The sequence below is a fragment of the Streptomyces sp. ISL-1 genome (genome assembly GCF_018614585.1).
Lineage (GTDB): Bacteria > Actinomycetota > Actinomycetes > Streptomycetales > Streptomycetaceae > Streptomyces > Streptomyces maoxianensis.
On the sequence record NZ_JAGGOI010000040.1, the window covers coordinates 100,080 to 121,164 of the forward strand.

Here is a 21,085-nt window from a genome sequence, read left to right on the forward strand (position 1 = left end):
CATCCTTAGGGGCGTCGCAAGGCATCACCGCTCAGCGCGCACTACGCTCCGGGGATGGACACCAGGCGCCTGTTCCGCACCTCCGCCCTCGCGCTGGCCACGGCCGGTCTGCTGATCTCCGGCTGTACGGAAGGGAGTTCGTCGCCGAGCGTCTCGGCGACCGCCTCCGCCGCGGGCGACGCCGGGTCCACCCCCGACGCTGCGCTCAAGCCGTACTACGCGCAGCAGCTGAAGTGGCGGTCCTGTGGGGTTCCCGGATTCGATTGCGCCACCATGAAGGCCCCGCTGGACTACGCCAAGCCCGACGGAGAGTCCATCAAACTGGCCGTAGCCCGCAAAAAGGCCACCGGCCCCGGCAAGCGCCTCGGCTCGCTGCTCGTCAACCCCGGCGGCCCGGGCGGCTCGGCCGTCGGCTATCTCCAGGGGTACGCGGGCGTCGGCTACCCCGCCCCCGTCCGCGCCCGGTACGACATGGTCGCCGTCGACCCGCGCGGCGTCGCTCGCAGCGAGCCCGTCGAATGCCTCAGCGGGAAGGAGATGGACGCGTACACCCAGGTCGACCTGACTCCCGACAGCGCCGCCGAGACGACGCGGCTCACCAAGTCGCTGAAGGATTTCGCGGCGGGCTGCAAGAGGCGTTCCGGCGAGGTCCTGCCCCACGTCTCCACGGTTGAGGCGGCCCGTGACATGGACATCCTGCGTGCTGCGCTGGGCGACGAGAAGCTGAATTACGTCGGGGCTTCGTACGGCACGTTCCTCGGCGCGACGTACGCCGAGCTCTTCCCCGCCCGCGTCGGCCGCCTCGTGCTCGACGGCGCGATGGACCCCTCCCTGTCTTCCCGCCGGATGAACCGCGACCAGACCGCCGGCTTCGAGACCGCTTTCCAGTCCTTCGCCGCGGAATGCGTCAAGCACAAGGACTGCCCGCTCGGCACCACGTCCGCCGCCGACGCCTCCAAACGCCTGAAAGCCTTCTTCTCCGCGCTCGACGCCCGGCCCGTCCCGACCGGCGAGAGCCGCAAGCTCGGCGAGTCGCTGGCCACCACCGGAGTGATCGCCGCGATGTACGACGAGGCCGCCTGGCCCCAGCTCCGCCAGGCTCTCGCGAGCGCCATGGCCGGCGACGGTGCGCCTCTCCTCTCGCTGGCCGACAGCTACTACGAGCGCGGGGGCGACGGCTCGTACGCGAACCTGATGTACGCCAACGCCGCCGTGAACTGCCTCGACCTGCCGCCCGCCTTCACCGCCCCGTCGGCCGTGGAGTCCGCGCTCCCCGAGTTCGAGAAGGCATCCCCGGTCTTCGGCAGGGGCTTCGCCTGGGCCTCGCTGAACTGCGGGTACTGGCCCACCCCCGCCACCGGTGCGCCGCACCGGATCGAGGCGAAGGGCGCGGCCCCGATCGTGGTCGTCGGCACCACCCGCGACCCGGCCACCCCCTACAAGTGGGCGCAGGGGCTGGCCGAGCAGCTCTCCTCCGCGACCCTGCTGACGTACGAGGGCGACGGCCACACGGCGTACGGGCGTGGGAGCGACTGCATCGACACGGCGATCAACGCCTACCTGCTGGAAGGCACGGTGCCACCGGACAACAAGGTCTGCCACTGAGCCCGGGCCCGCGGGCCGGTAAGCCACCGGAGGCCCGCCGTCGCCTCGAATCCGCACGGAACCAGCCGCACCGCCGGCACGGCCGCGGCCGCGGTGCACGCCAGACCGCCGCCGGGACCGAGTGTGACGAGGACAACGGCGACGTAGCCGCAGCGGCCACATCCCCGCCGCCGCGCGATTCGACGGGGGTCGGGTGCCCCCGACCTGGTTCGGGGCACCCGAAACAACCCTGTAGACTTGGCGCCGCTGCTGATGCGAACGTGCCCTCGCGAGGACACGCATATCGGCAGCTTGCCGCCTTAGCTCAGTTGGCCAGAGCAACGCACTCGTAATGCGTAGGTCTCGGGTTCGAATCCCGAAGGCGGCTCAAGAAAGCCCAGGTCAGGGCCTTGAAAGCTCCCCACGAAGATCGTGGGGAGCTTTTTCTGCGCCCAGATGGGAACATCCTGGGAACGGCGATTCTCCGATAAGTCGTCTATGTCTGGATTTTTGCTAGTCGAAGACGGGCCGAGGGTAGCCTGATGCCGACTGGAGGCGTTGACCGCCGAGCACCTGATTCACCCGCGTCGCCGCGGCGAACGCGAGGCGCTGCGGGTCCTGCTGGCCACCCGTCAGGGCGCCGTCACCTCGTGCGCGGCGGCGATCAATCACCTCAAGGCGCTGATCGTGTCCGCGCCCGAGGACCTGCGGGCCGAGCTGCGCGGCAAGGGCCGCAAGGCGGTGATATAGCGCTGCGCCAAGCTCCGGGAGCGGCCGATCCAGACCATCGAGCACCGGATGACCGCGCGTGCGTCCGATCAGCGCGGGTCAGATCCTGGTGAGCTGGTCGCACCCGGGCCGCTTCCGGTCCGAGGCCGCGTTTGCGGCGTTCGCCGGCACGCCGCCGATCCCCGCGTCCTCCGGCCTGACCAACCGCCACCGGCTGAACCGGAGGGGCGACCGGCAACTCAACCGGGCGCTGCACACCATCGTGCTGATCCGCATGCGCATCAGGTCTACATCCAGCGGCGCACCACCGAGGGCAAGTCGCCTCGGGAGGCCCGGCGCTGCTTGAAGCGGGCCATCGCCCGCCAGGTCTTTAAACTGCTCGAACGGGGGCCGGCCGAGGAGAGCTTGACGGCCGCCAACAACCTCGCGATGGCAGCTTGACAGATATAGCAGCCTCGGAAACCGGCGCTACAGGCAGCCGTCACGGCTGTCGGCACAGCGGTCATCGGTGAGATTGACCTTGGGAGCGCCGCCCGTCATGCCGGGCGGCGCCGGCGCCTTGGCGCTACCGGGTGAGAAGTGCGCTTACGGTCTTGCCGCCGACCGTGTGGCGGGTCACCGCGGTGGCGCGGGTGAGGCGGTTGACCATGGGCCAGCCGAAGCCTCCGGTGCCGCCGTTCAGGTCGGGGGTGCGCATGCGCGGGGCCTGCGGGCTGCGGTCGTGCACGGCCACCTCGATGCTGTCCGGGTGCGCGGTCAGGTCCAGGGTGCAGGTGCCGCCGCCGTGGCGCAGGGCGTTGGTGACGAGCTCCGAGACGACCAGGACCACGGTGTCGGCAGCCTCGGCTGCGATCGGTTGTACGAGACCTTCGAGGAAATCCCGGGCGCTCTCGCGTGCGCCGGCGACGGATGTCGCGGAGCGGACGGTTGCGACGCTGACGCTCATCGTGTCCATCAGGTCACCCTGGTCTCTGTCGTCAATGCCCGGTCCAGTCTGCCCGGGCTTCTGCCCCGGCCTGCGGCCGGTTAACCCGTCGGCAGTGACGGCCTCGCGCCTGCCCTCGTCGCTGTTCGAGGTCGATTACCTCACCGTCGAACTCGCGGAAATCTATGTCGGCCGGAGTAGACATTGGGCTGTGGTGTGGTTATGGTTTCTCTCGTAGCCCAGAGAGACAGCAGGGCCCGGCAGAGACGAACTGCCGGGCAGCAGTACCCGCAGTTGCAGTTCGCAGGACGGTGCGGTGGTGGAGTTCCGAAGCCAGGGTTGTTGCAGGACGGCGACGGGACTGACGGCCGGACCGGGTGGCCCGCAGTGATCAGGGGCCGCCGTGAGCAGTACCGCAGTTAACGCAAGTGCAGTACCCGTAAGTGCAGTTCGCAGTACCCAGCAGCGAAGTCAGTGAGCAGCACCTCGGTAAAGGCGTCGGCTGCGGGCGCGCGTACCGGGAAGTTCGGCAGTGGGGTTCTAAGCCAGAGCAGACGCAGGACGGGCGACGGGGCTGGCTGCCGAAGAGTGGCGCTGTCGCAGGCCACTGGGTAGTTCGCATCACCAGCAGTTCGCAGTAGAGCAGTACCAGCAGTACGCAGTCCCCCGCTTGGTAAGTAGTTGATCACCGAGGGAAGAACGGAGGAGCCAGGCGCCATCAGGATCGCCCGGGCGGAAGTCTTGAGTCCGGGTACCGCAGGACATCGATAGTGAGGTGGTCTCCGGTCAAGCAACCGCGATCCCCGCATTCCCTGCCCTCTCCCGGGTGGGCGTGCGGACACAGAAGGCCGGCGCGGCACTAGGGCCGGCAGATGGTGTAGCAGTTCCTTCGGGGCCTTGGTGCCAGTACGGCACCAAGGCCCCTCCACGCGTTCCACAGAGAGGTGCAATGACAGCAGACGATTCGTACAGCCGTCTCGACGACGACGACTACCCCGCCTACACCATGGGCCGGGCCGCCGAAATGCTCGGCACCACCCAGGGCTTCCTCCGCACCATCGGCGAAGCCCGCCTCATCACCCCCCTGCGCTCCGAGGGCGGCCACCGCCGCTACTCCCGCTACCAACTGCGCATCGCCGCCCGAGCCCGCGAACTCGTCGACCAGGGCACCCCCATCGAGGCCGCCTGCCGCATCGTCATCCTCGAAGACCAACTCGAAGAAGCCCAACGCATCAACGCCGAATACCGCCGCACCGCCGAATCGGCGGGACCGCCCGTGGCTTGAGGCAGCGCGCCCGCCGGGTACCGGCGGGTCCCCGCACACACGTGTCAGGGTGTGACGCAGGGTCGTCTCCCATGGTGGCAGGGTGCGGACATGTCCCGTCCGGGCTGGCTGTCATGGTTCGGAAGGTCCCCTTCGCACACGTCTACGGCGTGGGCGTTCTGCTGTGCCGTGCCACAGGAACCAAGGCGATCACCTCCGCCTCCCGCACGTTGCGGGAGGCGTACACCGGCTGGACGGCATGAGACATGGCTACGGGAACCGTGAAGGGGTTCAACGCGGAGAAGAGCTTCAGCTTCATCCCGCAGGACGGCGGAGCAGACGTTCAGACACTCTTCCAGGCTTCGAGGAAGGCTTTGCGTCCAGCGGGATCGTCCGACCTGCCGTCGGCGTGCAGCACGCGCCAGGCGGTGAGTTCGAGATCTCGGAGCCATAGTTCTCCGATGACCTGTGTCTTGAGGTCGGGAAGATGATCGGACTCGGCGAGGGCTTGACCGATCACCTCCCCGGCCGCGACGCGTTGGGGCGGGGTCATCTCATCGACAGCCGAGAGGATCTGTCGGGCCAGGGCGGTTCCTTCGCCTGCCAGGGATTGCAGCACCTCAGCCTTGATGTTGGCGGGTAGCAGGTAGGCGGCGCCCGAAGACCTCCACAGGCCCAACCCCCCGCATCCCTCGGGGTGCGGGCCCCAGCTACGGATCTTTCCCACAGTGGTGTCACCTGTGGGACAACACTGCCCGCAGCCCCGTCCTCAGGGATGCGCGCCTTTTCGGAGCTGTACCGGTCGACGTCCGGGATTTCACGTCCACATGACGTCACCTATTTCATAGCTTGCATCCCGCACCGGATTCACTGCAAGCCACATTCCTTTTCGCATTCCATTCGGTTCGTTCTTGTGATTCCCCGCGCTGCTCTTCCGCTGCGGGAATTCCTTGATACGCGCCGTATCAAGGAAGGTTCTCGATGAACCCCACACGTACGAACGGCCGTTCCTCCCGCCCCCGCCGGACCGAGGGCCCCGCATTCGGGCCCGGCGCCGGTTCGAGGCGGGGCGCCCGCTTCGGCTCGCCCGCCCCGACCCGTTCCGGCGGTCCGGGCCGCTCGGGTGGCCACGGCCGGCGGCCCGCCGCGGTCCAGGGCGAGTTCGCCCTGCCGAAGACCATCACTCCCGCGCTGCCCGCCGTCGAGGCGTTCGCCGACCTCGACATGCCCGCCCAACTGCTGGCCACACTGACCACGCAAGGCGTGAGCGTCCCGTTCCCGATCCAGGGCGCGACCCTGCCCAACACCCTCGCGGGCCGCGACGCCCTGGGACGCGGGCGCACCGGCTCCGGCAAGACCCTCGCCTTCGGCCTGGCCCTGCTGGCCCGCACCGCCGGACAGCGCGCCGAGCCCCGCCAGCCGCTGGCCCTGATCCTCGTGCCGACGCGTGAGCTGGCCCAGCAGGTAACCGACGCACTCACCCCCTACGCCCGCTCGGTGAAGCTGCGTCTTGCCACCGTCGTCGGAGGAATGTCGATCGGCAGGCAGGCCAATGTGCTGCGGGGCGGCGCCGAGGTTGTCGTTGCGACGCCGGGCCGGCTCAAGGACCTCATCGACCGCGGTGACTGCCGACTGAACCAGGTCGCGATCACCGTCCTGGACGAGGCCGACCAGATGGCCGACATGGGCTTGATGCCCCAGGTCACCGCGCTCCTGGACCAGGTACGCCCCGAGGGTCAGCGGATGCTGTTCTCCGCCACCCTGGACCGCAATGTCGACCTCCTGGTCCGCCGCTACCTCACCGACCCGGTCGTCCACTCCGTCGACCCGTCCGCAGGTGCGGTCACCACGATGGAGCACCACGTGCTGCACGTCCAGGGTGCCGACAAGTACCGGACGACCACCGAGATCGCGGCCCGCGAAGGCAGGGTGATCATGTTCCTGGACACCAAGCACGCCGTCGACCGGCTGACACAAGCACCTGCTGAACAGCGGCGTACGCGCCGCCGCGCTGCACGGCGGCAAGTCCCAGCCCCAGCGCACCCGCACCCTCGCCCAGTTCAAGACCGGTCACGTCACCGTGCTGGTGGCCACCAACGTCGCCGCCCGCGGCATCCACGTCGACGACCTCGACCTCGTCGTCAATATCGACCCGCCGACCGACCACAAGGACTACCTGCACCGCGGCGGCCGAACCGCGCGGGCCGGGGAGTCCGGCAGCGTCGTCACCCTGGTCACCCCCAACCAGCGCCGGGACATGACCCGCCTCATGACAGCGGCCGGCATCGTGCCCCAGACCACCCAGGTCCGCTCCGGCGAAGAGGCACTCGGCCGGATCACCGGCGCCCAAGCCCCCTCCGGCATCCCCGTGACGATCACCGCGCCGGTAGTCGAGCGGCGTCAGCGCAGCGCGGCCTCACGCGGCCGGCGCAGCCCCGCTTCGGCGGCCCGGCGCATGACAGCGCGGCAGACCTCCTTCGACGCGGCGGCCTAGAAACTTCGTGATCAGGAAACTGGCCCACCACTGCAGGAGGCACCTTTTGACGCTGGTTCACATGCAGCCCCGCTCGATGAGTGCCACCCCCGTGCACAGGACGGCGGCCGACGCCATGGACACCGCCGGACCGCAAGTCTGCGACGACATGACCGTCGAGGTCGCCCTGTCCGTCATGGCCAGTGCCCGCACCGGGCATCTGCTTGTCTGCGACGACAGCGGCCTGTGCATCGGACTGGTCACCCAGGCTCAGCTCACAGCAGCCCGTGACGGCTCCACGTACACGGACCGGGTCCAGCTGCGGGACATCCTCGGCGACCGAGGACCGTTCACCTCGCCCGTGACCACCATGGCCGAAGCCGGGCACATGATGCGCTACAGCCACGTCGATGCCCTGCCAGTGGTCGACGAACACGGCAGCGCCTTGGGCGTCCTCGCCCTTGCCCGCTGAGCCGTGCCAACCGCGGCAGAACCACTCCCTCTTCGTTCCTCTCCCTGTGAGGCATCATGCGCTGTGTCATCGCCCGCTTCCCGTTCGACCTCACCAAGAGCGGCGTCCTGGAATCGATGAAGGGCATCAAGCCCGAGCAGGCGTCCGGCGAGTCCGTGATCATCGGCCGACGCACCTACCCCGTCAAACAGGTCGGCCAAGTCATCACACGCCAGGACCGCCGCGACTTCAGCGCTGGCGAAGTCCTCCGAGCCATGACCCAGCTCGGCTTCACCTGCCGCGAACTTCCCCAGGCCCCCGCACCCACCCGCGTTCTCAACCCGATGCAACACGCGTCCGCGATGCTCGGCGCCCCTGTGGCCGCCTGACCGACGGGCAGGCGCGAGCCGCCGGCAACGCAGCGGTGAGGGTCCGACCGGGGTGCGCCGGTCGGACCCTCACCGCGTACCGAGGTTTCTCGGCGCGGCAATGGGTCAGTGGTCGGAGTAGCTGAAGTCGCCCATCGTCCAGGCACTGACGTCCTCGATCGCCACGCGGTACATCCCGCCCGTCTCCGGGATCCCCACCGAACCCTGCAAAATCCGCGCCACATGGAAGTGCAGATGCGTGGGCGGCCCCTCCCCGTGCGTCGCAGCGGTGAACACGGCGGAGAAATCGCTCAGGCGGGCCGAGTCCGCCAAAACCTCCGACACCCGCTGCCTCCAGACGACTTCGGGAGCCAGTCGACCCGTGATGACAGCACCACCGGCGACCACGGTCAGAGACATCTGATTGCTGTGCCCGGACTCCACCAGAGCGGCGACGTCAACAAGCAGTTCGTCAGGCTTCGACATGAGAGACGATTTTAATCACGAGCCGTCCGATCAGCTCAAGCAGTGGTACTCCACGAAAAATGCAAGATCGAACTGCGCAGACGACGATGCCGGAGGCCGGGGCGGGTGGCAACAGCTTGATGGTCCGGGCCCTGTCGGCCAGCGTCCCCGACAGTGAAAGGGCCCGGCTCGCGGCGCCTCAGTGGGAGTCCTGCAGTTCGGGTACGAGGCGCGGCTGGTCGCGCGGTCGATGATCGGCGCCAAGTGGGGGCGGATCGTCTTCGTCTCGTCCGTGATGGGCTTCCTCGGCTCACCGGGTCAGTCCAACTACGCCGCGTCCAAGTCCGGGATGCTCGGCCTGACCCGCTCGCGTCAAGGACAAGCGCAGGGAACAGTTGCTCAGCCAGACCCCGCTGCGCCGCACCGGCAGGCCCGAGGAGGTCGCCGAGGCCGTCCGTTTCCTGGCGGGCGACGGCGCGTCCTACGTCACCGGCGCGGCGCTCGCGGTGGGCGGCGGGCTGGCGATGGGCCACTGACGCGCGGCCGTACGCCGACAACACACAGCCGGACGGCATCAACGCACGGCCGTACGGCAACCGGCGCGATTCGGGGACCGACTGGCGCCACGACTGGCGCCTCCCCACAGGCGGCCGACGCCGCCGTACGCCCTCATCCCCGGCGCGAGCGCCCGCTTGTGGCCGGTCGTTATTCACGCTAGAGAGGAGTCCGTCGTGACGGACGAGGAAGTTCGCCGGATTGCCGTGGACATGGGTCTGATCTTTAACGACGGGGATGACGAGGCCTCGCAGCGGCTGGTCGCCCCGGAGTTCATCGACTACGAGGCCCCCGAAGGGTCGCCGCGCGGTCCCGAGGCGTATGCGAACACGGCCCGCTGGATGCGCGGCATCTGGGAGAACGCACGGTGGGAGATCGTCGACTCCTTCGCCAAGGGGGACAAGGCGACCCTGCGGGTGATCTTCACCGGTCGCCAGGTCCAGGACTTCATGGGTGTGCCGGTGACCGGCAAGGAGGTGCGGGTGCAGCACATCCACATCTACCGGGTCGCCGAGGGCAAGGTCGTCGAGCACTGGGCGGTCCGTGACGACCTGGAGCTGTTCCGCCAGCTGGGGGCCTGGGACAAGCCGCTGATGGGCGCGCCGAAGCCGGTGCCCACGGTCTGAGTCTCCCGTTGACACGTGAGTGGGCGGCACCCGGATCCGGGTGCCGCCCACTCGGCGCCGGCCGTCCTGCCGTGTCAGCGCGTCAGCGGGCCCACACCGTTGAGCAGCGTGTCCACCACGGCTGCCGCGAGTGAGTCGGGATCCAGGTCACTGGTCGCGGCCTCCAGGATCGCCTGTTCGATCAGGGCGTGGTAGACGCGCTGCGCCCAGTCCAGGTCCGTGCCGGGGCGCAGCAGTTCGGCCTCCTGGGCGCGTTCCAGCAGGAGCAGGCCCTTGGCGAAGATCCGCTGGTGCGCGGCGACGGCTTCGGGGTCGCGCAACTGGGGCTGGCTGATGGCGAACCGCCAGCCGCTCTTGGCCTGGATCACGTTCGCGGTGACCTGATGCAGCGCGACCATGGGCGGCGCGGTCTCCGGCCGGCCGGCGTCGATGGCTTCCTCCACCTGGCGGAACGCGTGCGACGCCATCGCGTCGAGCAGTGCCTCGCGCGAGACGAACCGCCGGTGCACGGTGGTGCGCGCCACGCCCGCGGCAGCCGCGATCTGGGCCAGGCTCGCGCCCGGATCCTCGCTCAGCACGTGCTCGGCGGTCTCGAGGATGGTGCGGACGGTGCGCTCGGTGTCCGCACGCAGCGGTCGCTCTCTCGTGGGGTCCGGCACGGTCGGTCCCGCCTTCCTGTTTCTCCCAGGTCTCTCCTCGGAGCTCGCCACCTGGCCGAACTTACAGCAACGTAGCAAGATGATGAAGACCTGCGTCATCAATGTTGCATCTTCTCGAATATTAGCTACATTGATGTCGCCAGAAGTGCGAAACTTGCAGCTACCAAGGAGTGAATCGTCATGTCGCAGGACCGGCAGGACTGGATCGAGACGTACGAATTCCAGGACGGCGTCACCGCGAGCGGCCCTGCGGAGCTGCAGAAGGTCGGCGTCCTCAAGATCGGCCGGCCGGCGGCGAGCCGGGTGCTGGTGCTGGTCGGCGGGCGCGAGGGCGGTGCGGCGGTCTTCGGGCACACCGCGCGCAACCTGGCCGAGCGGTCCGACGACCTGCAGGTGTGGGCCGTCGACCGCCGGGAGCAGAACCTCGCGGACCTCTCCGGGTTCGGCCGCGGTGCCGAGGAGGCCACCGAGTACTACCTGGGCGGGCACTACACCGCGCGGGAACAGGCGGACCACCTGTTCGCAGCCTCCTGGGGCGTCGGGGTCCTGGTGGAGGACCTGCGCCGGGTGGTCCTCGCTGCGTCGGACGGCGGCCGCCGCGAAGTGGTCCTCGGCGGTGTCTCCGTCGGTGCGACCGCGGCGCTGCTGTACGCGGGCTGGGACTTCGACGGCACCCCGGGTTACCGCGACCTGGCGGGTCTGGCCGTCGTCGACGGCGGTGTCCTCAACGCCTACTCGGGCGCCGGCATGGAGTTCGACCTGCCGCTCGAAGCCGCCGAGGGCTGGCTCGGGCAGATCGAACAGGGCGCCGTCTTCGAGGACTACACCAGCACCACCGTCGGCCTGGGCACCCGTCCCGAGGACGCGGCCATCTGGTTCCAGCTGGCCGCCCTGCACGCGCTGACCGACCCGGACGCCCCCGCCGTACTCGCCGACCGGCTGCCCGAGCAGGTCCGCACCGAGCGGAAACTCACCAACGCCGGTCTGCTGGGCCGGCTGTTCGACGCGCAGCGCGCCCACCCCTCGTTCTCGGTGCACGCCGGATCCCTGGAGGACGGCGGCGCCTGGACCGACGGCGGACCGACGCGCCTGGCCACGGTCGCCGAGGCGTTCGCGGGTCCGCAGCCCGGCGCCTGGCTCTGGTACACGCTCAACCGGGTCCTGCTCGACTATGTCGCCGGAATGCCGTTCACGGAGACCGACGTCACCCGGCGGCTCGGCCTGCGCCTTGCGCACACCGCCGAGATCGACGTGCCGCTGTACGCCTTCCAGTCCGGGCTCACCAACGGCACCACCGGTCAGGCAGCCGCGTCCGTGACCGCGGCCAGCCGCATTCCCGAGCTGTCGCTGCACTCGGACGCCGCCCTCAACCACCAGGACGTCGTCTACGCCGAGTGGGACGACAACCGTTTTCTGCAGACCCTTGCGCAGTTCCTGAAGAACCTTCCCCGCCGCGGCTGACCGGCGGTCCCACGAACCGGGCGGCAGGGAGCGAGCCCCCGTCCCCCCTGCCGCCCTCCGGCATCCCCCTCGGAAGGAGCAAAGTCGGATGACTGCCGCAACCACCCCTGAGGCGCCCCCACGGGCCGGCCTCACGATCTTCGCCCTGTGCCTGGCCGTCTTCATCGTCCCCATCGGTCTCAGCAGCGCACCGGTGGCGCTGCCCGCGATCGGTCGCGACCTCGACGCGGGCGTCGTACCGCTGCAGTGGGTCGTCAACGCCTACAACGTGACCGCCGCGAGCTTCATGATGGCTGCGGGCTCCATCGCCGACCGGATCGGCCGCAAGAAGGTCTTCTCGTTCGGCGTCGGTCTGTACGGCGTCTCGTCGCTGATCGGCGCGCTCGCAAGCGACATCGTCGTCCTGGATGTCGCACGCGCCATCTCCGGTCTCGCGGCAGCGGCCATCATGACCGCCGGCGTCTCGGTCATCGCCAACATGTTCCAGGGCGCGGCCCGCACCAAGGCGTTCGCGTACGTCGGCGTCACCATCGGCGCGGGCCTCGCCCTCGGGCCGACGACGTCCGGTCTGCTGGTCTCCAGCCTCGGCTGGCGGTCCGTCTTCTACGTCCAGGTCGTCATCGCGGTGGTCTCGCTGGCCGGCTTCAAGCTGGTGACGGAGTCCAAGGACCCCGACGCGAACGCCGTCGACTGGCCGGGCACGATCACGTTCACCCTCGGACTCTTCCTCTTCACACTGGGCGTCATCGAGGGGCCGCAGTGGGGCTGGGGCAGTGCGGCGGTTCTGGGTCTGTTCCTGGGCTGCATCGTCTTTCTCGGCGCCTTCGTCGCGGTCGAACGGCGTCAGCAGAAGCCGATGTTCGACCTCTCCCTCTTCACCGAGCCGCGCTTCCTGGCGGTCAACCTGCTGGCCACCGCGGTCTCCTTCGGCTTCGTCGGGCTGATGGTGCTGCTGCCCTCGTACCTGGTCGGCGCCAACGGGCTGACCGACAGCCAGGCAGGTCTGACGCTGTTGCTCCTCACCGCTCCGGTGCTGGTGTTCCCGCTGGTCGCGGGCCGGTTGGTGCAATCCGGTACCTCGATGCGCTCGATCCTCAGCGTCAGCCTGTTGCTGGTGGCCGCCGGATGCGCCTGGCTGACGATCGTCCACCCCGGTATCAGTACCCTGGCCCTGGCCGGACCGCTGCTGGTGGTCGGCGTCGGCATCGGGCTCATCTACGGCCTCATGGACGGCGCGGCGGTCAGTACGGTGCCACCCACCAAGGTCGGCATGGCTAGCGGCATGTTCAACACGATCCGGCTGGCCAGCGAGGCAGTCGCCGTCGCGGGCATGGTCGCCTCCCTGGTCTCCCTCGTGCAGGGCCGCATCTCCGACGGGCTCGGCCGCTACTCGCAGGGCACCGGCCTGGACACCCGCGGCGTCGCCGACAACGTCACCAGCGGCAACGTCGACGGGCCTGCCCGGCAGGTGTCCAACGGTCTGCGCGGGGAGTTCACGGACTTCCTCCGAGAGAGCTACACGCAGGGCTTCCAGGTCGTGCTGTGGTGCGCGGCAGGCATCTGCGTGGTCAGCGCGCTGGTGCTGTACCGCATCCTGACGGACCGCACGGACGACTCCGGCGAAGACCTGGGGGTTCAGCTGGGCGACGGGTCTTCGTCCGCAGCGGGGGCGAAGGTCTGAGTCGGGCCGGGCGAGGGCGGCATGCAGTCATCAGCAGGAATGGGCGCCGGGGGCGCCGGGGGGCGGTTCGGCAGCCAGGGAGCGGCCGACCCGGAGCGGGGCACGGCCGTCCCGGCGCCCAGAAGCGGTACTTGGCACCGGGCGAATCGCTGGGCGGCGCTCGGCACGGCCGGTCTGTCGACGACGACCGGGGCGGTCAACGCCGGCATCGCTGCCGCGCCGATGTCGGCCGGCCAGGCCGGGTTCGGCCCGCTCCCCGACACGGTCGTCGCTCTGGACGGCTTCGGTCCGAACGAGGATCCTGTCCAACTTCACGAGGCCGAGGAGGAGTTGCTCCGGCAGCTCCCTGCCGCCCGGCGGGCCGACTTCGTTGCCGGTCGCCGGGCCGCGGCCCGGGCAATGGCCGCGCTCGGGCATACCGGCCCGGTCCTGCGCGAGGACCGGCGCCCCCTGTTCCCGCCAGGAGCACGGGGATCGATCAGCCACTGCGCGGGGCACATCGCGGCGTCCATCGCCAGCACCCATCCGACCGTCGCCGCCACCGGCATCGATCTGGAACGCGCGGACCGACTTACCTGGGGCACCGCCACACTCATCTGTACCCCTCGGGAAGTCCGCTGGGTGGCCGCGGCTCGGCGCCGGGAGAGCAGGCTGTCCGTAGTCTTCTCCACCAAGGAGGCCGTCTACAAAGCGCTCTGTGCCCTGCCCAGCCCTCGGCAGCCGACTTTCCACGACGCCGAGCTCCACATTGCAGGTAACCGTATTGGCATATGCGTCACCGATGACCTCCTACCGAAAGGGCACCGAATATTCGGCTGGCTTGAACTCTTGCGTGGAAGTCATATCGTGACGTGTGTGGCGATTGTCGATGATTTACACTCATAAATTCCATCGGGCATCAACTTTTGATTCATCTCCTTGCGGCGCATGCAAAGAAGTGTGAGCCTGTCAATGACAGGTACTTGCAGGGCACGCCACATGCGGGGGTTGTAGTGCTTCGGTTCAATGTCCTTGGGTCGCTGGAGATATTCTGGCAGTCAGAACGAATAGCCGCCCCGCGCGGTCCGAAAGTCCGACAGCTACTGCTACTGCTACTGCTACTGCTACTGCTACTCCTCATTCTGCAACCAGGATCCGTTGTTTCGCACGGGTCAATGGTGGATGAACTGTGGGGAAAAGAACCGCCGAAAACGGCGCTGTCCACAGTGCGAACGCACGTGTATCACCTGCGGCAGATCCTGCGGCAGGAGATCGGAGATTGCGTGGCGCATGACCTCGTAGGCACCTGGTCGACCGGGTACGTCCTGCGGGCTGCGTCGGAACAGGTGGACGCGCAGAGTTTTCAATGGCTGGCCAGGCAGGGTGAGGCGGCCCTGGGTCGGGGACAGTTCGCTGAGGGTTCGGATCTGCTCAAGCAAGCACTGGAATTCTGGCGCGGTGATCCGCTCATGGATGTCGCAAAGGGGTCGATTCTCACCCAGCACGTACAGCATCTCGAAGAGCTCTACATTCGGGTTCTGCAACTGCGCATAGGTGCAGACATGCAGCTGGGACTTCACAGTCACATCGCCGCGGAACTGAAAAGCCTGGTGCTCCGCCACCCGCTCAACGAATGGCTGCACGGCCAGCTCATCACGGCTCTGCAGCGAAGCGGCAGACGCGGGGAGGCGTTGCGTTCGTACCAGAGCCTACGGACGATACTGCGGGAAGAACTCGGCCTCGATCCTTCGCCGGAACTCCAGCGCCTGCACCAGAACATACTGGGCGACGGAGCCGGCAGCCCGCATTCCATGAATTTTCCGCACGGGGTAATGAAGCAGATGCTCGGGACGCAGATCCGACGCGCATCGTGAAATGGTTCGGTCCTTGTCCGAGGAGTCAACGTGCGTAAGGTGCTCATCGCCAACCGTGGCGAAATCGCTGTCCGCGTTGCCCGGGCCTGCCAGGGTGCCGGAATCGCGAGCGTGGCCGTGTACGCCGACCCGGACCGGGACGAATCGCATGTCCGCGCCGCGGATGAGGCGTTCGCTCTGGGCAGTGACACCTCGGCGACCAGCTATCTCGACATGGCCAAGGTGCTCCAGGCGGCGAAGGATTCGGGGGCCGACGCAATCCATCCCGGATACGGCTTCCTCTCCGAGAACGCCGACTTCGCCCAGGCCGTCATCGACGCGGGTCTGACCTGGATCGGCCCGCCGCCGCAGGCGATCCGCGACCTGGGCGACAAGGTCGCCGCCCGTCACATCGCCCAGCGCGCCGGCGCGCCGCTGGTCGCCGGCACGCCCGACCCGGTCTCCGGCGCCGACGAGGTCGTCGCCTTCGCCAAGGAGAACGGGCTGCCGATCGCGATCAAGGCCGCGTTCGGCGGTGGCGGCCGCGGTCTGAAGGTCGCCCGCAACCTCGAAGAGGTGCCGGAGCTGTACGACTCCGCCGTGCGCGAGGCCATCGCCGCCTTCGGCCGCGGCGAGTGCTTCGTCGAGCGCTACCTGGACAAGCCGCGGCACGTGGAGACGCAGTGCCTGGCCGACAGCGGTCAACACCCGCCTCCAGGTCGAGCACCCGGTCACCGAAGAGGTCACCGGCATCGACCTGGTCCGCGAGATGTTCCGTATCGCGGACGGCGAGGAACTCGGCTACGGCGACCCCGAACTGCGCGGCCGCTCCTTCGAGTTCCGGATCAACGGCGAGGACCCGGGCCGCGGTTTCCTGCCCGCTCCCGGCACGGTCACCACCTTCGCCGCGTCGTCGGGTCCCGGTGTCCGCCTGGACGCCGGTGTCGAGTCCGGCAGCGTGATCGGTCCGGCCGGGGACTCTCTGCTCGCCAAGCCGATCGTCACCGGCGCCACCCGTGAGCCGGTCCTCCAGCGGGCCGCCCGCGCCCTGGAGGAGTTCCAGGTCGAGGGCATGGCCACCGCCATCCCGTTACACCGCGCGGTGGTCACCGACCAGGCCTTCGCCCCCGAACTCACTGGCTCCGCCGACCCGTTCACGGTCCACACCCGGTGGATCGAGACCGAGTTCGTCAACGAGATTCCGGCCTTCGCCGCCCCGGCCGACACCGAGGCCGAGGACGACACGGACCGCGAGACGATCGTCGTCGAGGTCGGCGGCAAGCGCCTGGAGGTCTCCCTCCCGTCCTCGCTGGGCATGTCCCTGGCCCGCACCGGCCTTGCCGCCGGCGCCAAGCCCAAGCGGCGCGCGGCGAAGAAGTCGGGCCCGGTGGCCTCCGACGACACCCTCGCCTCGCCGATGCAGGGCACGATCGTGAAGATCGCGGTCGAGGAGGGCCAGGAGGTCAAGGAGGGCGACCTCGTCGTCGTACTCGAAGCGATGAAGATGGAACAGCCCCTCAACGCGCACAAGGCCGGCACCGTCAAGGGCCTGGCAGCCGAGGTCGGCTCAACCCTCACCTCCGGCGCCCCGATCTGCGAGATCACGGGCTAGGTCCGCGCATCCCACGGCCCCGTTCCCTCATGCCACCGCAACACTCAGCGAAAGGTCCCTCATGTCCCGAGCCCGACGGCGCCTGCGCGCCGCGATCGTCCCCGGCGTTCTCGTCCTCGCCGCCACATTCATGACTCCCGTAGCGGCAAGCGCTCAGGCCGACGACCGCCCCATCGGCATTGCCGCCGGTACGAATCTCCCCGCGCTCGTCCAGGGCTCCGGCCACGCCGTCCACCCCGAGGGCGTCACCTGGGACCCGACGCGTTCGGCGTTCCTCATCGGCTCGATCCGCTACGGCACGGTGTCCGTGGTCCGGGCCGACGGCGTACCGCACCCACTGATCGACGACCCCTATCTGATCGCCACCGGTGCCATCCGCGTCGACGCGGCCCGCAACCGTCTCCTGGTCACGTACGACGACGTCTACGCCGGTCCGAACGCGCTGCTCAGCGTCGGTTCCACGGCCGAGACCAGGGGCCGGCATGCGGGTCTGGCCATCTACAACCTGGCGACCGGGGCCCTGGAGAGGCACGTCGACCTGGGCGAGGCCCCCGGCTGGCATCTCGCCAACGACATCGCGCTCGACCCGGCCGGCAACGCCTATGTGACCGACTCGTTCTCCGGACACATCTTCAAGGTCACCCCGTTCGGAGAGAAGTCGACGTTCCTGTACGACCCGGCCGTTGACGCCGGCATCACCGACGACCTGCCCAATGTCGGTCTCAACGGGATCGTGTACCACCCCGGCGGCTACCTCTTGGTCGTGCGCTACGACACGGGCCAGATCTTCCGTGTCCCGATCGATCACCCCGAGAAGTTCACCGAAGTCACCCTCCAGGACAAGGTGCCGGGCGCGGACGGCATGGCCCTCGCGTCCGACGGCACGCTCTGGGCCGCCACCAACACCATCCGTTCCAGCGGCATCGACGGAGTGTTCCGGCTCCGCTCGGACGACGGCTGGCGCACCTCCTACACCGTGGGCAAGCAGGCATCCCCGGAGGCCGCGCCGACCACGGTGGCCATCACTCCATCGGGCGACTACGTGCTCAGCAGCAACCTCAACATCCTCTTCGGCAGGGGCGGCCAGGAGACGCGCGACGGCTTCGTCCTGCGCCGGTACTGATGCGTCGGTGATGGCCGGCCGCACACCGCACCACAGAAGCCATGGAAACCAAAGTTTCCCACCCCACCTGCTTCTTGGGAGAGACCAGATGAACATCACCATGCTCGGCGCCGCCGGATCGACGGGGCGGCGCGTTGTCGAACAACTGCTGTTCCACGGTCACACCGTCCGCGCCGCCGTCCGCACCAAGGCACAGGCGGAGGGCTGCTGCGCAAGGGACTTGAGGCCACGGTCCTCGATCTCGCGGCTCCCGGGCCGCACTTCATGGACGCGTTCGCCGGTTCGGAGGCAGTCGTGAACGCGGCGGCCACCCGCAGCATGAACCAGCGGCAGGCCGAGCTGATCGACCATCACGGAATCGTCGCGGCCGTGGATGCGGCCGTCGCCGCCGGTGTGAAGCGGTGGGTCCAGCTGTCCATGTGGGGCACCGCCGACCCTGCCCGGCTACCTCCGGGCCACCGGCCGGGCCAAGCTCGCCGCCGACAACCACCTCGAACAGTCGGGCCTCAACTGGACGATCGTGCGCCCGCCGTGGCTGAACGACAGCGCCGCCACCGATCGCATCACCGTCGGCGACGAGGTCGAGGAGGGCTCCCTGAGTCGCGACGACCTCGCCACGGTCCTCGTCCCCTCGCTGGACCACCCGGCCACGTTCCAGCGGGCGTTCGAGGTGACCGGCGGTTGGCGCCTGTTGACGACCGCGCTCGACTCCCTGACTGCTTGAGCGCGGGTGCGGTGCGCAGCGTGGTGTGGTGGTGACGTACTACCGGGACAGGTGGGCGGCGAGGGATCGGCTGCTTTGTTCTCCGTCCGGTCGCAGGGAGGTGGGCAAAGGGAGGTGGACGAGGGGTGTCGTTCGAGGACGGCACGAAAGGCGAGTTCCCCTTCGACGTACCGCTCACCGCTCTGTGGCACGACGAACACCGCACGGTCGACCAGACCAACTCACCGTCGCCGCGCCGGCCGAGTGAGGCAGACCCAATCGCTCAGCAGGTTGACGGCTGGTGGTTGCCCCAAGGCAGCCATGGCATCATCAGCCGGCCCCAACGTTCCCCGAACGGGACTGGGGCCATGTCGCCGCTCACGCCGCCGACGAGGCTTCTGGAGCGACAGTGTCGCCTACCGGCAGACACGTGTCCCTGGTATTCGAGGACGCCGATGGGGTGGGCGTGCTCCTGCCCGGCGAGCTGTGTGGGATTTGGGCCGCCCAAGTGCCCTGTGGGAGTCCGACAAGTACTGTGCGTAGGCGTTGAGCTGTAGCGCAGATGGCCCGGGGTGGCCAGCGGGTGGCCGGACGCCTTTGGACGGTGCAGCACGAAGTACCGGCATCGAGCAGGGCAGAGGTGTACTGATCAGGCACAACAGCATTACGCAGCATCAGCCGTCACCAGGCGGCATGATCCCTAGTGGCCTCGTAATGCGTAGGTCTCGGGTTCGAATCCCGAAGGCGGCTCCATGGTAAACCCCAGGTCAGGTCTCTGACCTGGGGTTTCTTCTTTTGGCTGACCTTGGAATGGGCGTAAATCGGGTGCCGGTGGTCTGTGCATCAATGCGTAGGTCGGAGATACCGTTTCTGTGACAGGACTCAGGTGCGGAGCCCCCTGAACTGGGGTTTTACGTGTTCCGAGGGCTGGTGCGGGCCCACTTGAATCGGTCTCCGGTGGACGAGCGGTGGACAGCCGTGCAGCAGTGGTGCAGACAGCGGCCAAGTGCCTCGTGATGAGAGCCGTCTCTGGCCTTGGCGACAGCGGCCCGCTGTCTGTCGGCGTAGGTGGCTTTGGACAAACCACGGTGGTGGGTTTCGGCTGCACCACAGCGCCCGTGCTTTCTGAGCTGAGTCTCCATTCGAGCCGGGGCGGTTCAGCCGCTGAGCGCCGCCCCCGTATGCCGCACGACGACGGTAGGGGCGCCGCGCCGAGCACCCCGCACGTCATGCGCCGTGCGAGTCGTGGCCGCCCAGGTCGGTGAGGAGGTGGTCCAGGACCAGTTCCTCCTCGATGCGGCGTCCCGCTGCGCGGACGGTTTGGGCGAGCGGCGGGTCCCACGGGGTGTCGGCCGGGGCGCCGGTCAGCGGCGTGGTGGCCGGATGTCGGGCGAGGGCCGCGCGGTAGTCGGCGGTGGTGTACCGCCATGGGGTCCAGGGCACGTGGGCGAGCAGGCGGCCCGCGATGCGGAAGCCGCCCCAGTCGAAGTCGCCGTGGTAGCGCAGGGTCCACCCGCGGTCGGCGCAGAGCCGGAGCAGACGCAGGGCGGCGGTGCTGGGCTGGCCCTGGAGGCAGATCAGCGGGGCGCAGTCCCGGCCGAGGCGGTCGGCGGCGGCGAGGACGACGGCGGGGTTCTCGCAGATGTGCACCGTGCCGTCGCGGCGGGGGTGGTCCTGGTCGGAGGCCGGCGGTGGAAGGGGCAGGTGGGGCGGATCGCGGACGAGTTGACGCAGGGTCAGGACCGCTGGCTGGGCGGAGGAGCCGAGGGCGGTCAGAGCGCGGCCGGTGGCGGTGCGGTCGTCGCCGGGCAGGTTGAGGGCGAGGACCTGGGAGGAGAGTTCGTCGAGGAGCAGGCCGACCGAGGCCCATGCGTCGCGGCGTGACTGCGTGTCGCTGCCGGGGGCGGTGCCGGTGAGGGTTCGTACGGCGTCAAGGGTGAGTGTCGCCAGCCGGCCGTGGTCGAGGGCGTGGGCGTCACCGGTGTGCTCGGCGGCGAAGGCGCTGAGCGAGCGTGGGGAGGAGACGGGAAGGTGGGGGAGCAGGCGGGCGAGGGCGGCGAGGAGCGGTGTCGCCTCCTCGGGGGTGCGGGCGAGCCGGCGGACCAGGCCGGTGGCGTGGAGTGTCGCGTACCAGTCGGCGAGTTCGGGTCGGGCAGCTGCGGCGTCGGCCAGCGGGGCGAAGGCGCGCTCCCACGCCAGAGTCAGTCGGTCGGCGGTCTCCCGGCGGGGCGTGACCGGTCCGGTCAGCGCGATGACGGCGGCGGCGAGGCCCTCCGGGCATGCTCCGCTGTCGCGGAGCACCTGGTCCACCGCGGCCAGCGAGACTGACAGCGAGCGGCCGGGGCGGGGTGCTCGGCCCAGCAGCCGGCCGACGGCGGCGCGTTCGGCGTCGCCAGCTTCGGGCCTGGTCACCGTGGTGTCGAGCGGCTGTCCGGATTCCAGGCGCCGGCGAACCCGGCCGACGAGCCAGGCGAGGCCCGGTCCGCCGAGCAGCCGGTGCAGGCGGGGGAGGTCGGTGCTCATCCGATCACGCCCGGGTTCCCGGGCGGGGCCGGATTCTTTCTCCGCACCGGC

General features: G+C 69.1%; 19 protein-coding genes, 1 tRNA gene and 4 pseudogenes. 19 read left to right on the forward strand and 5 right to left on the reverse strand.

The features are described from left to right. The first annotated feature begins 54 nt into the window (after positions 1–54). The 4 genes from J7E87_RS27840 to J7E87_RS35490 all read left to right on the forward strand — a co-directional run bounded on the left by J7E87_RS27840 (position 55) and on the right by J7E87_RS35490 (position 2,659). A complete protein-coding gene (locus J7E87_RS27840) occupies positions 55–1,605 on the forward strand; it encodes an alpha/beta hydrolase (protein ID WP_215097299.1) in 1,551 nt (516 codons plus the stop codon). A 293-nt stretch (positions 1,606–1,898) separates the two neighbouring features. Continuing rightward, a tRNA-Thr gene (locus J7E87_RS27845) sits at positions 1,899–1,972 on the forward strand. Positions 1,973–2,142: 170 nt separating this feature from the next. Beyond that, positions 2,143–2,334, forward strand: coding sequence for a hypothetical protein (locus tag J7E87_RS35485; RefSeq protein ID WP_251018097.1), 192 nt, complete (start codon positions 2,143–2,145; stop codon positions 2,332–2,334). An 88-nt stretch (positions 2,335–2,422) separates the two neighbouring features. Beyond that, the gene (locus tag J7E87_RS35490; protein ID WP_374195240.1) at positions 2,423–2,659 is read left to right on the forward strand and encodes a transposase; all 237 of its coding nucleotides are present in this window, start codon (positions 2,423–2,425) and stop codon (positions 2,657–2,659) included. A 219-nt stretch (positions 2,660–2,878) separates the two neighbouring features. Here the strand turns inward: J7E87_RS35490 and J7E87_RS27855 are convergent, their stop codons facing one another. Next, positions 2,879–3,268, reverse strand: coding sequence for an ATP-binding protein (locus tag J7E87_RS27855; protein ID WP_215097300.1), 390 nt, complete (start codon positions 3,266–3,268; stop codon positions 2,879–2,881). A 919-nt stretch (positions 3,269–4,187) separates the two neighbouring features. On the opposite strand from J7E87_RS27855, the gene J7E87_RS27860 reads away from it, so the two are divergent. Together J7E87_RS27860 and J7E87_RS35990 are read left to right on the forward strand one after the other, a co-directional pair. After that, positions 4,188–4,523: a MerR family transcriptional regulator gene (locus tag J7E87_RS27860; RefSeq protein ID WP_215097301.1), complete on the forward strand. Its 336-nt coding sequence runs from the start codon at positions 4,188–4,190 to the stop codon at positions 4,521–4,523. Between the two features lie 113 nt (positions 4,524–4,636). Beyond that, the gene (locus tag J7E87_RS35990) at positions 4,637–4,765 is read left to right on the forward strand and encodes a hypothetical protein (RefSeq protein ID WP_285427414.1); all 129 of its coding nucleotides are present in this window, start codon (positions 4,637–4,639) and stop codon (positions 4,763–4,765) included. Positions 4,766–4,845: 80 nt separating this feature from the next. Here J7E87_RS35990 and J7E87_RS27865 read toward each other — a convergent pair whose 3' ends face one another. Beyond that, positions 4,846–5,181 (reverse strand): hypothetical protein, encoded by a 336-nt coding sequence (locus J7E87_RS27865; RefSeq protein WP_251018098.1) that lies wholly within the window; start codon positions 5,179–5,181, stop codon positions 4,846–4,848. A 302-nt stretch (positions 5,182–5,483) separates the two neighbouring features. On the opposite strand from J7E87_RS27865, the pseudogene J7E87_RS27870 reads away from it, so the two are divergent. The 3 genes and pseudogenes from J7E87_RS27870 to J7E87_RS27880 all read left to right on the forward strand — a co-directional run bounded on the left by J7E87_RS27870 (position 5,484) and on the right by J7E87_RS27880 (position 7,815). Continuing rightward, a pseudogene (locus J7E87_RS27870) lies at positions 5,484–6,996 on the forward strand (DEAD/DEAH box helicase). Between the two features lie 46 nt (positions 6,997–7,042). After that, positions 7,043–7,447, forward strand: a complete 405-nt coding sequence (locus J7E87_RS27875) for a CBS domain-containing protein (RefSeq protein WP_215097302.1) — start codon at positions 7,043–7,045, stop codon at positions 7,445–7,447. A 56-nt stretch (positions 7,448–7,503) separates the two neighbouring features. After that, positions 7,504–7,815: an SCO5918 family protein gene (locus J7E87_RS27880; RefSeq protein WP_215097303.1), complete on the forward strand. Its 312-nt coding sequence runs from the start codon at positions 7,504–7,506 to the stop codon at positions 7,813–7,815. A gap of 105 nt (positions 7,816–7,920) precedes the next feature. On the opposite strand, the gene J7E87_RS27885 is transcribed toward J7E87_RS27880, so the two are convergent. Beyond that, entirely contained in the window at positions 7,921–8,280 is a 360-nt protein-coding gene (locus J7E87_RS27885) for a hypothetical protein (protein WP_215097304.1), read from the reverse strand. 181 nt (positions 8,281–8,461) lie between these two features. Here J7E87_RS27885 and J7E87_RS36595 point away from each other — a divergent pair. The 3 genes and pseudogenes from J7E87_RS36595 to J7E87_RS27900 all read left to right on the forward strand — a co-directional run. Next, positions 8,462–8,623 (forward strand): annotated as a pseudogene (locus J7E87_RS36595) (SDR family NAD(P)-dependent oxidoreductase); the annotation flags it as partial. Between the two features lie 25 nt (positions 8,624–8,648). Next, a pseudogene (locus J7E87_RS27895) lies at positions 8,649–8,795 on the forward strand (SDR family oxidoreductase); the annotation flags it as partial. 195 nt (positions 8,796–8,990) lie between these two features. After that, a complete protein-coding gene (locus tag J7E87_RS27900; protein ID WP_215097306.1) occupies positions 8,991–9,440 on the forward strand; it encodes an ester cyclase in 450 nt (149 codons plus the stop codon). A 74-nt stretch (positions 9,441–9,514) separates the two neighbouring features. Here the strand turns inward: J7E87_RS27900 and J7E87_RS27905 are convergent, their stop codons facing one another. After that, on the reverse strand, positions 9,515–10,099 hold the full coding sequence (locus J7E87_RS27905) for a TetR family transcriptional regulator (protein ID WP_308313098.1): 585 nt from the start codon (positions 10,097–10,099) through the stop codon (positions 9,515–9,517). A 180-nt stretch (positions 10,100–10,279) separates the two neighbouring features. Between J7E87_RS27905 and J7E87_RS27910 the strand changes: the two genes are divergently transcribed. From J7E87_RS27910 to J7E87_RS27940, 7 genes and pseudogenes are all read left to right on the forward strand, one after another. Beyond that, entirely contained in the window at positions 10,280–11,560 is a 1,281-nt protein-coding gene (locus J7E87_RS27910; protein ID WP_215097308.1) for an alpha/beta hydrolase, read from the forward strand. Between the two features lie 88 nt (positions 11,561–11,648). Continuing rightward, a complete protein-coding gene (locus J7E87_RS27915) occupies positions 11,649–13,241 on the forward strand; it encodes an MFS transporter (RefSeq protein WP_215097309.1) in 1,593 nt (530 codons plus the stop codon). Between the two features lie 21 nt (positions 13,242–13,262). After that, positions 13,263–14,126 (forward strand): 4'-phosphopantetheinyl transferase superfamily protein, encoded by an 864-nt coding sequence (locus J7E87_RS27920; protein WP_215097310.1) that lies wholly within the window; start codon positions 13,263–13,265, stop codon positions 14,124–14,126. Between the two features lie 269 nt (positions 14,127–14,395). Beyond that, entirely contained in the window at positions 14,396–15,094 is a 699-nt protein-coding gene (locus tag J7E87_RS27925) for an AfsR/SARP family transcriptional regulator (protein WP_251018099.1), read from the forward strand. Positions 15,095–15,124: 30 nt separating this feature from the next. Continuing rightward, a pseudogene (locus tag J7E87_RS27930) lies at positions 15,125–16,685 on the forward strand (biotin carboxylase N-terminal domain-containing protein). Positions 16,686–16,746: 61 nt separating this feature from the next. Then, the gene (locus J7E87_RS27935) at positions 16,747–17,808 is read left to right on the forward strand and encodes an SMP-30/gluconolactonase/LRE family protein (protein WP_215097312.1); all 1,062 of its coding nucleotides are present in this window, start codon (positions 16,747–16,749) and stop codon (positions 17,806–17,808) included. A gap of 436 nt (positions 17,809–18,244) precedes the next feature. After that, the gene (locus J7E87_RS27940) at positions 18,245–18,532 is read left to right on the forward strand and encodes an NAD(P)H-binding protein (protein WP_215097381.1); all 288 of its coding nucleotides are present in this window, start codon (positions 18,245–18,247) and stop codon (positions 18,530–18,532) included. Between the two features lie 1,206 nt (positions 18,533–19,738). On the opposite strand, the gene J7E87_RS27945 is transcribed toward J7E87_RS27940, so the two are convergent. Then, positions 19,739–21,034 carry a TIGR02679 family protein gene (locus tag J7E87_RS27945; RefSeq protein ID WP_215097313.1) on the reverse strand — a complete coding sequence of 432 codons (1,296 nt, stop codon included), beginning with the start codon at positions 21,032–21,034 and terminating at the stop codon, positions 19,739–19,741. Positions 21,035–21,085: the final 51 nt, after the last annotated feature.

What these genes read in the sequence shown, in the direction of transcription:
- J7E87_RS27885 (WP_215097304.1), bottom strand. Translation starts at nt 8,280, where the DNA reads ATGTCGAAGCCTGACGAACTGCTTGTTGACGTCGCCGCTCTGGTGGAG.
- J7E87_RS27945 (WP_215097313.1), bottom strand. Translation starts at nt 21,034, where the DNA reads ATGAGCACCGACCTCCCCCGCCTGCACCGGCTGCTCGGCGGACCGGGC.
- J7E87_RS27840 (WP_215097299.1), top strand. Translation starts at nt 55, where the DNA reads ATGGACACCAGGCGCCTGTTCCGCACCTCCGCCCTCGCGCTGGCCACG.
- J7E87_RS27880 (WP_215097303.1), top strand. Translation starts at nt 7,504, where the DNA reads ATGCGCTGTGTCATCGCCCGCTTCCCGTTCGACCTCACCAAGAGCGGC.
- J7E87_RS27920 (WP_215097310.1), top strand. Translation starts at nt 13,263, where the DNA reads ATGCAGTCATCAGCAGGAATGGGCGCCGGGGGCGCCGGGGGGCGGTTC.
- J7E87_RS27935 (WP_215097312.1), top strand. Translation starts at nt 16,747, where the DNA reads ATGTCCCGAGCCCGACGGCGCCTGCGCGCCGCGATCGTCCCCGGCGTT.
- J7E87_RS27860 (WP_215097301.1), top strand. Translation starts at nt 4,188, where the DNA reads ATGACAGCAGACGATTCGTACAGCCGTCTCGACGACGACGACTACCCC.
- J7E87_RS27910 (WP_215097308.1), top strand. Translation starts at nt 10,280, where the DNA reads ATGTCGCAGGACCGGCAGGACTGGATCGAGACGTACGAATTCCAGGAC.
- J7E87_RS35990 (WP_285427414.1), top strand. Translation starts at nt 4,637, where the DNA reads ATGGTTCGGAAGGTCCCCTTCGCACACGTCTACGGCGTGGGCGTTCTG.
- J7E87_RS27925 (WP_251018099.1), top strand. Translation starts at nt 14,396, where the DNA reads ATGGTGGATGAACTGTGGGGAAAAGAACCGCCGAAAACGGCGCTGTCC.
- J7E87_RS27855 (WP_215097300.1), bottom strand. Translation starts at nt 3,268, where the DNA reads ATGGACACGATGAGCGTCAGCGTCGCAACCGTCCGCTCCGCGACATCC.
- J7E87_RS27915 (WP_215097309.1), top strand. Translation starts at nt 11,649, where the DNA reads ATGACTGCCGCAACCACCCCTGAGGCGCCCCCACGGGCCGGCCTCACG.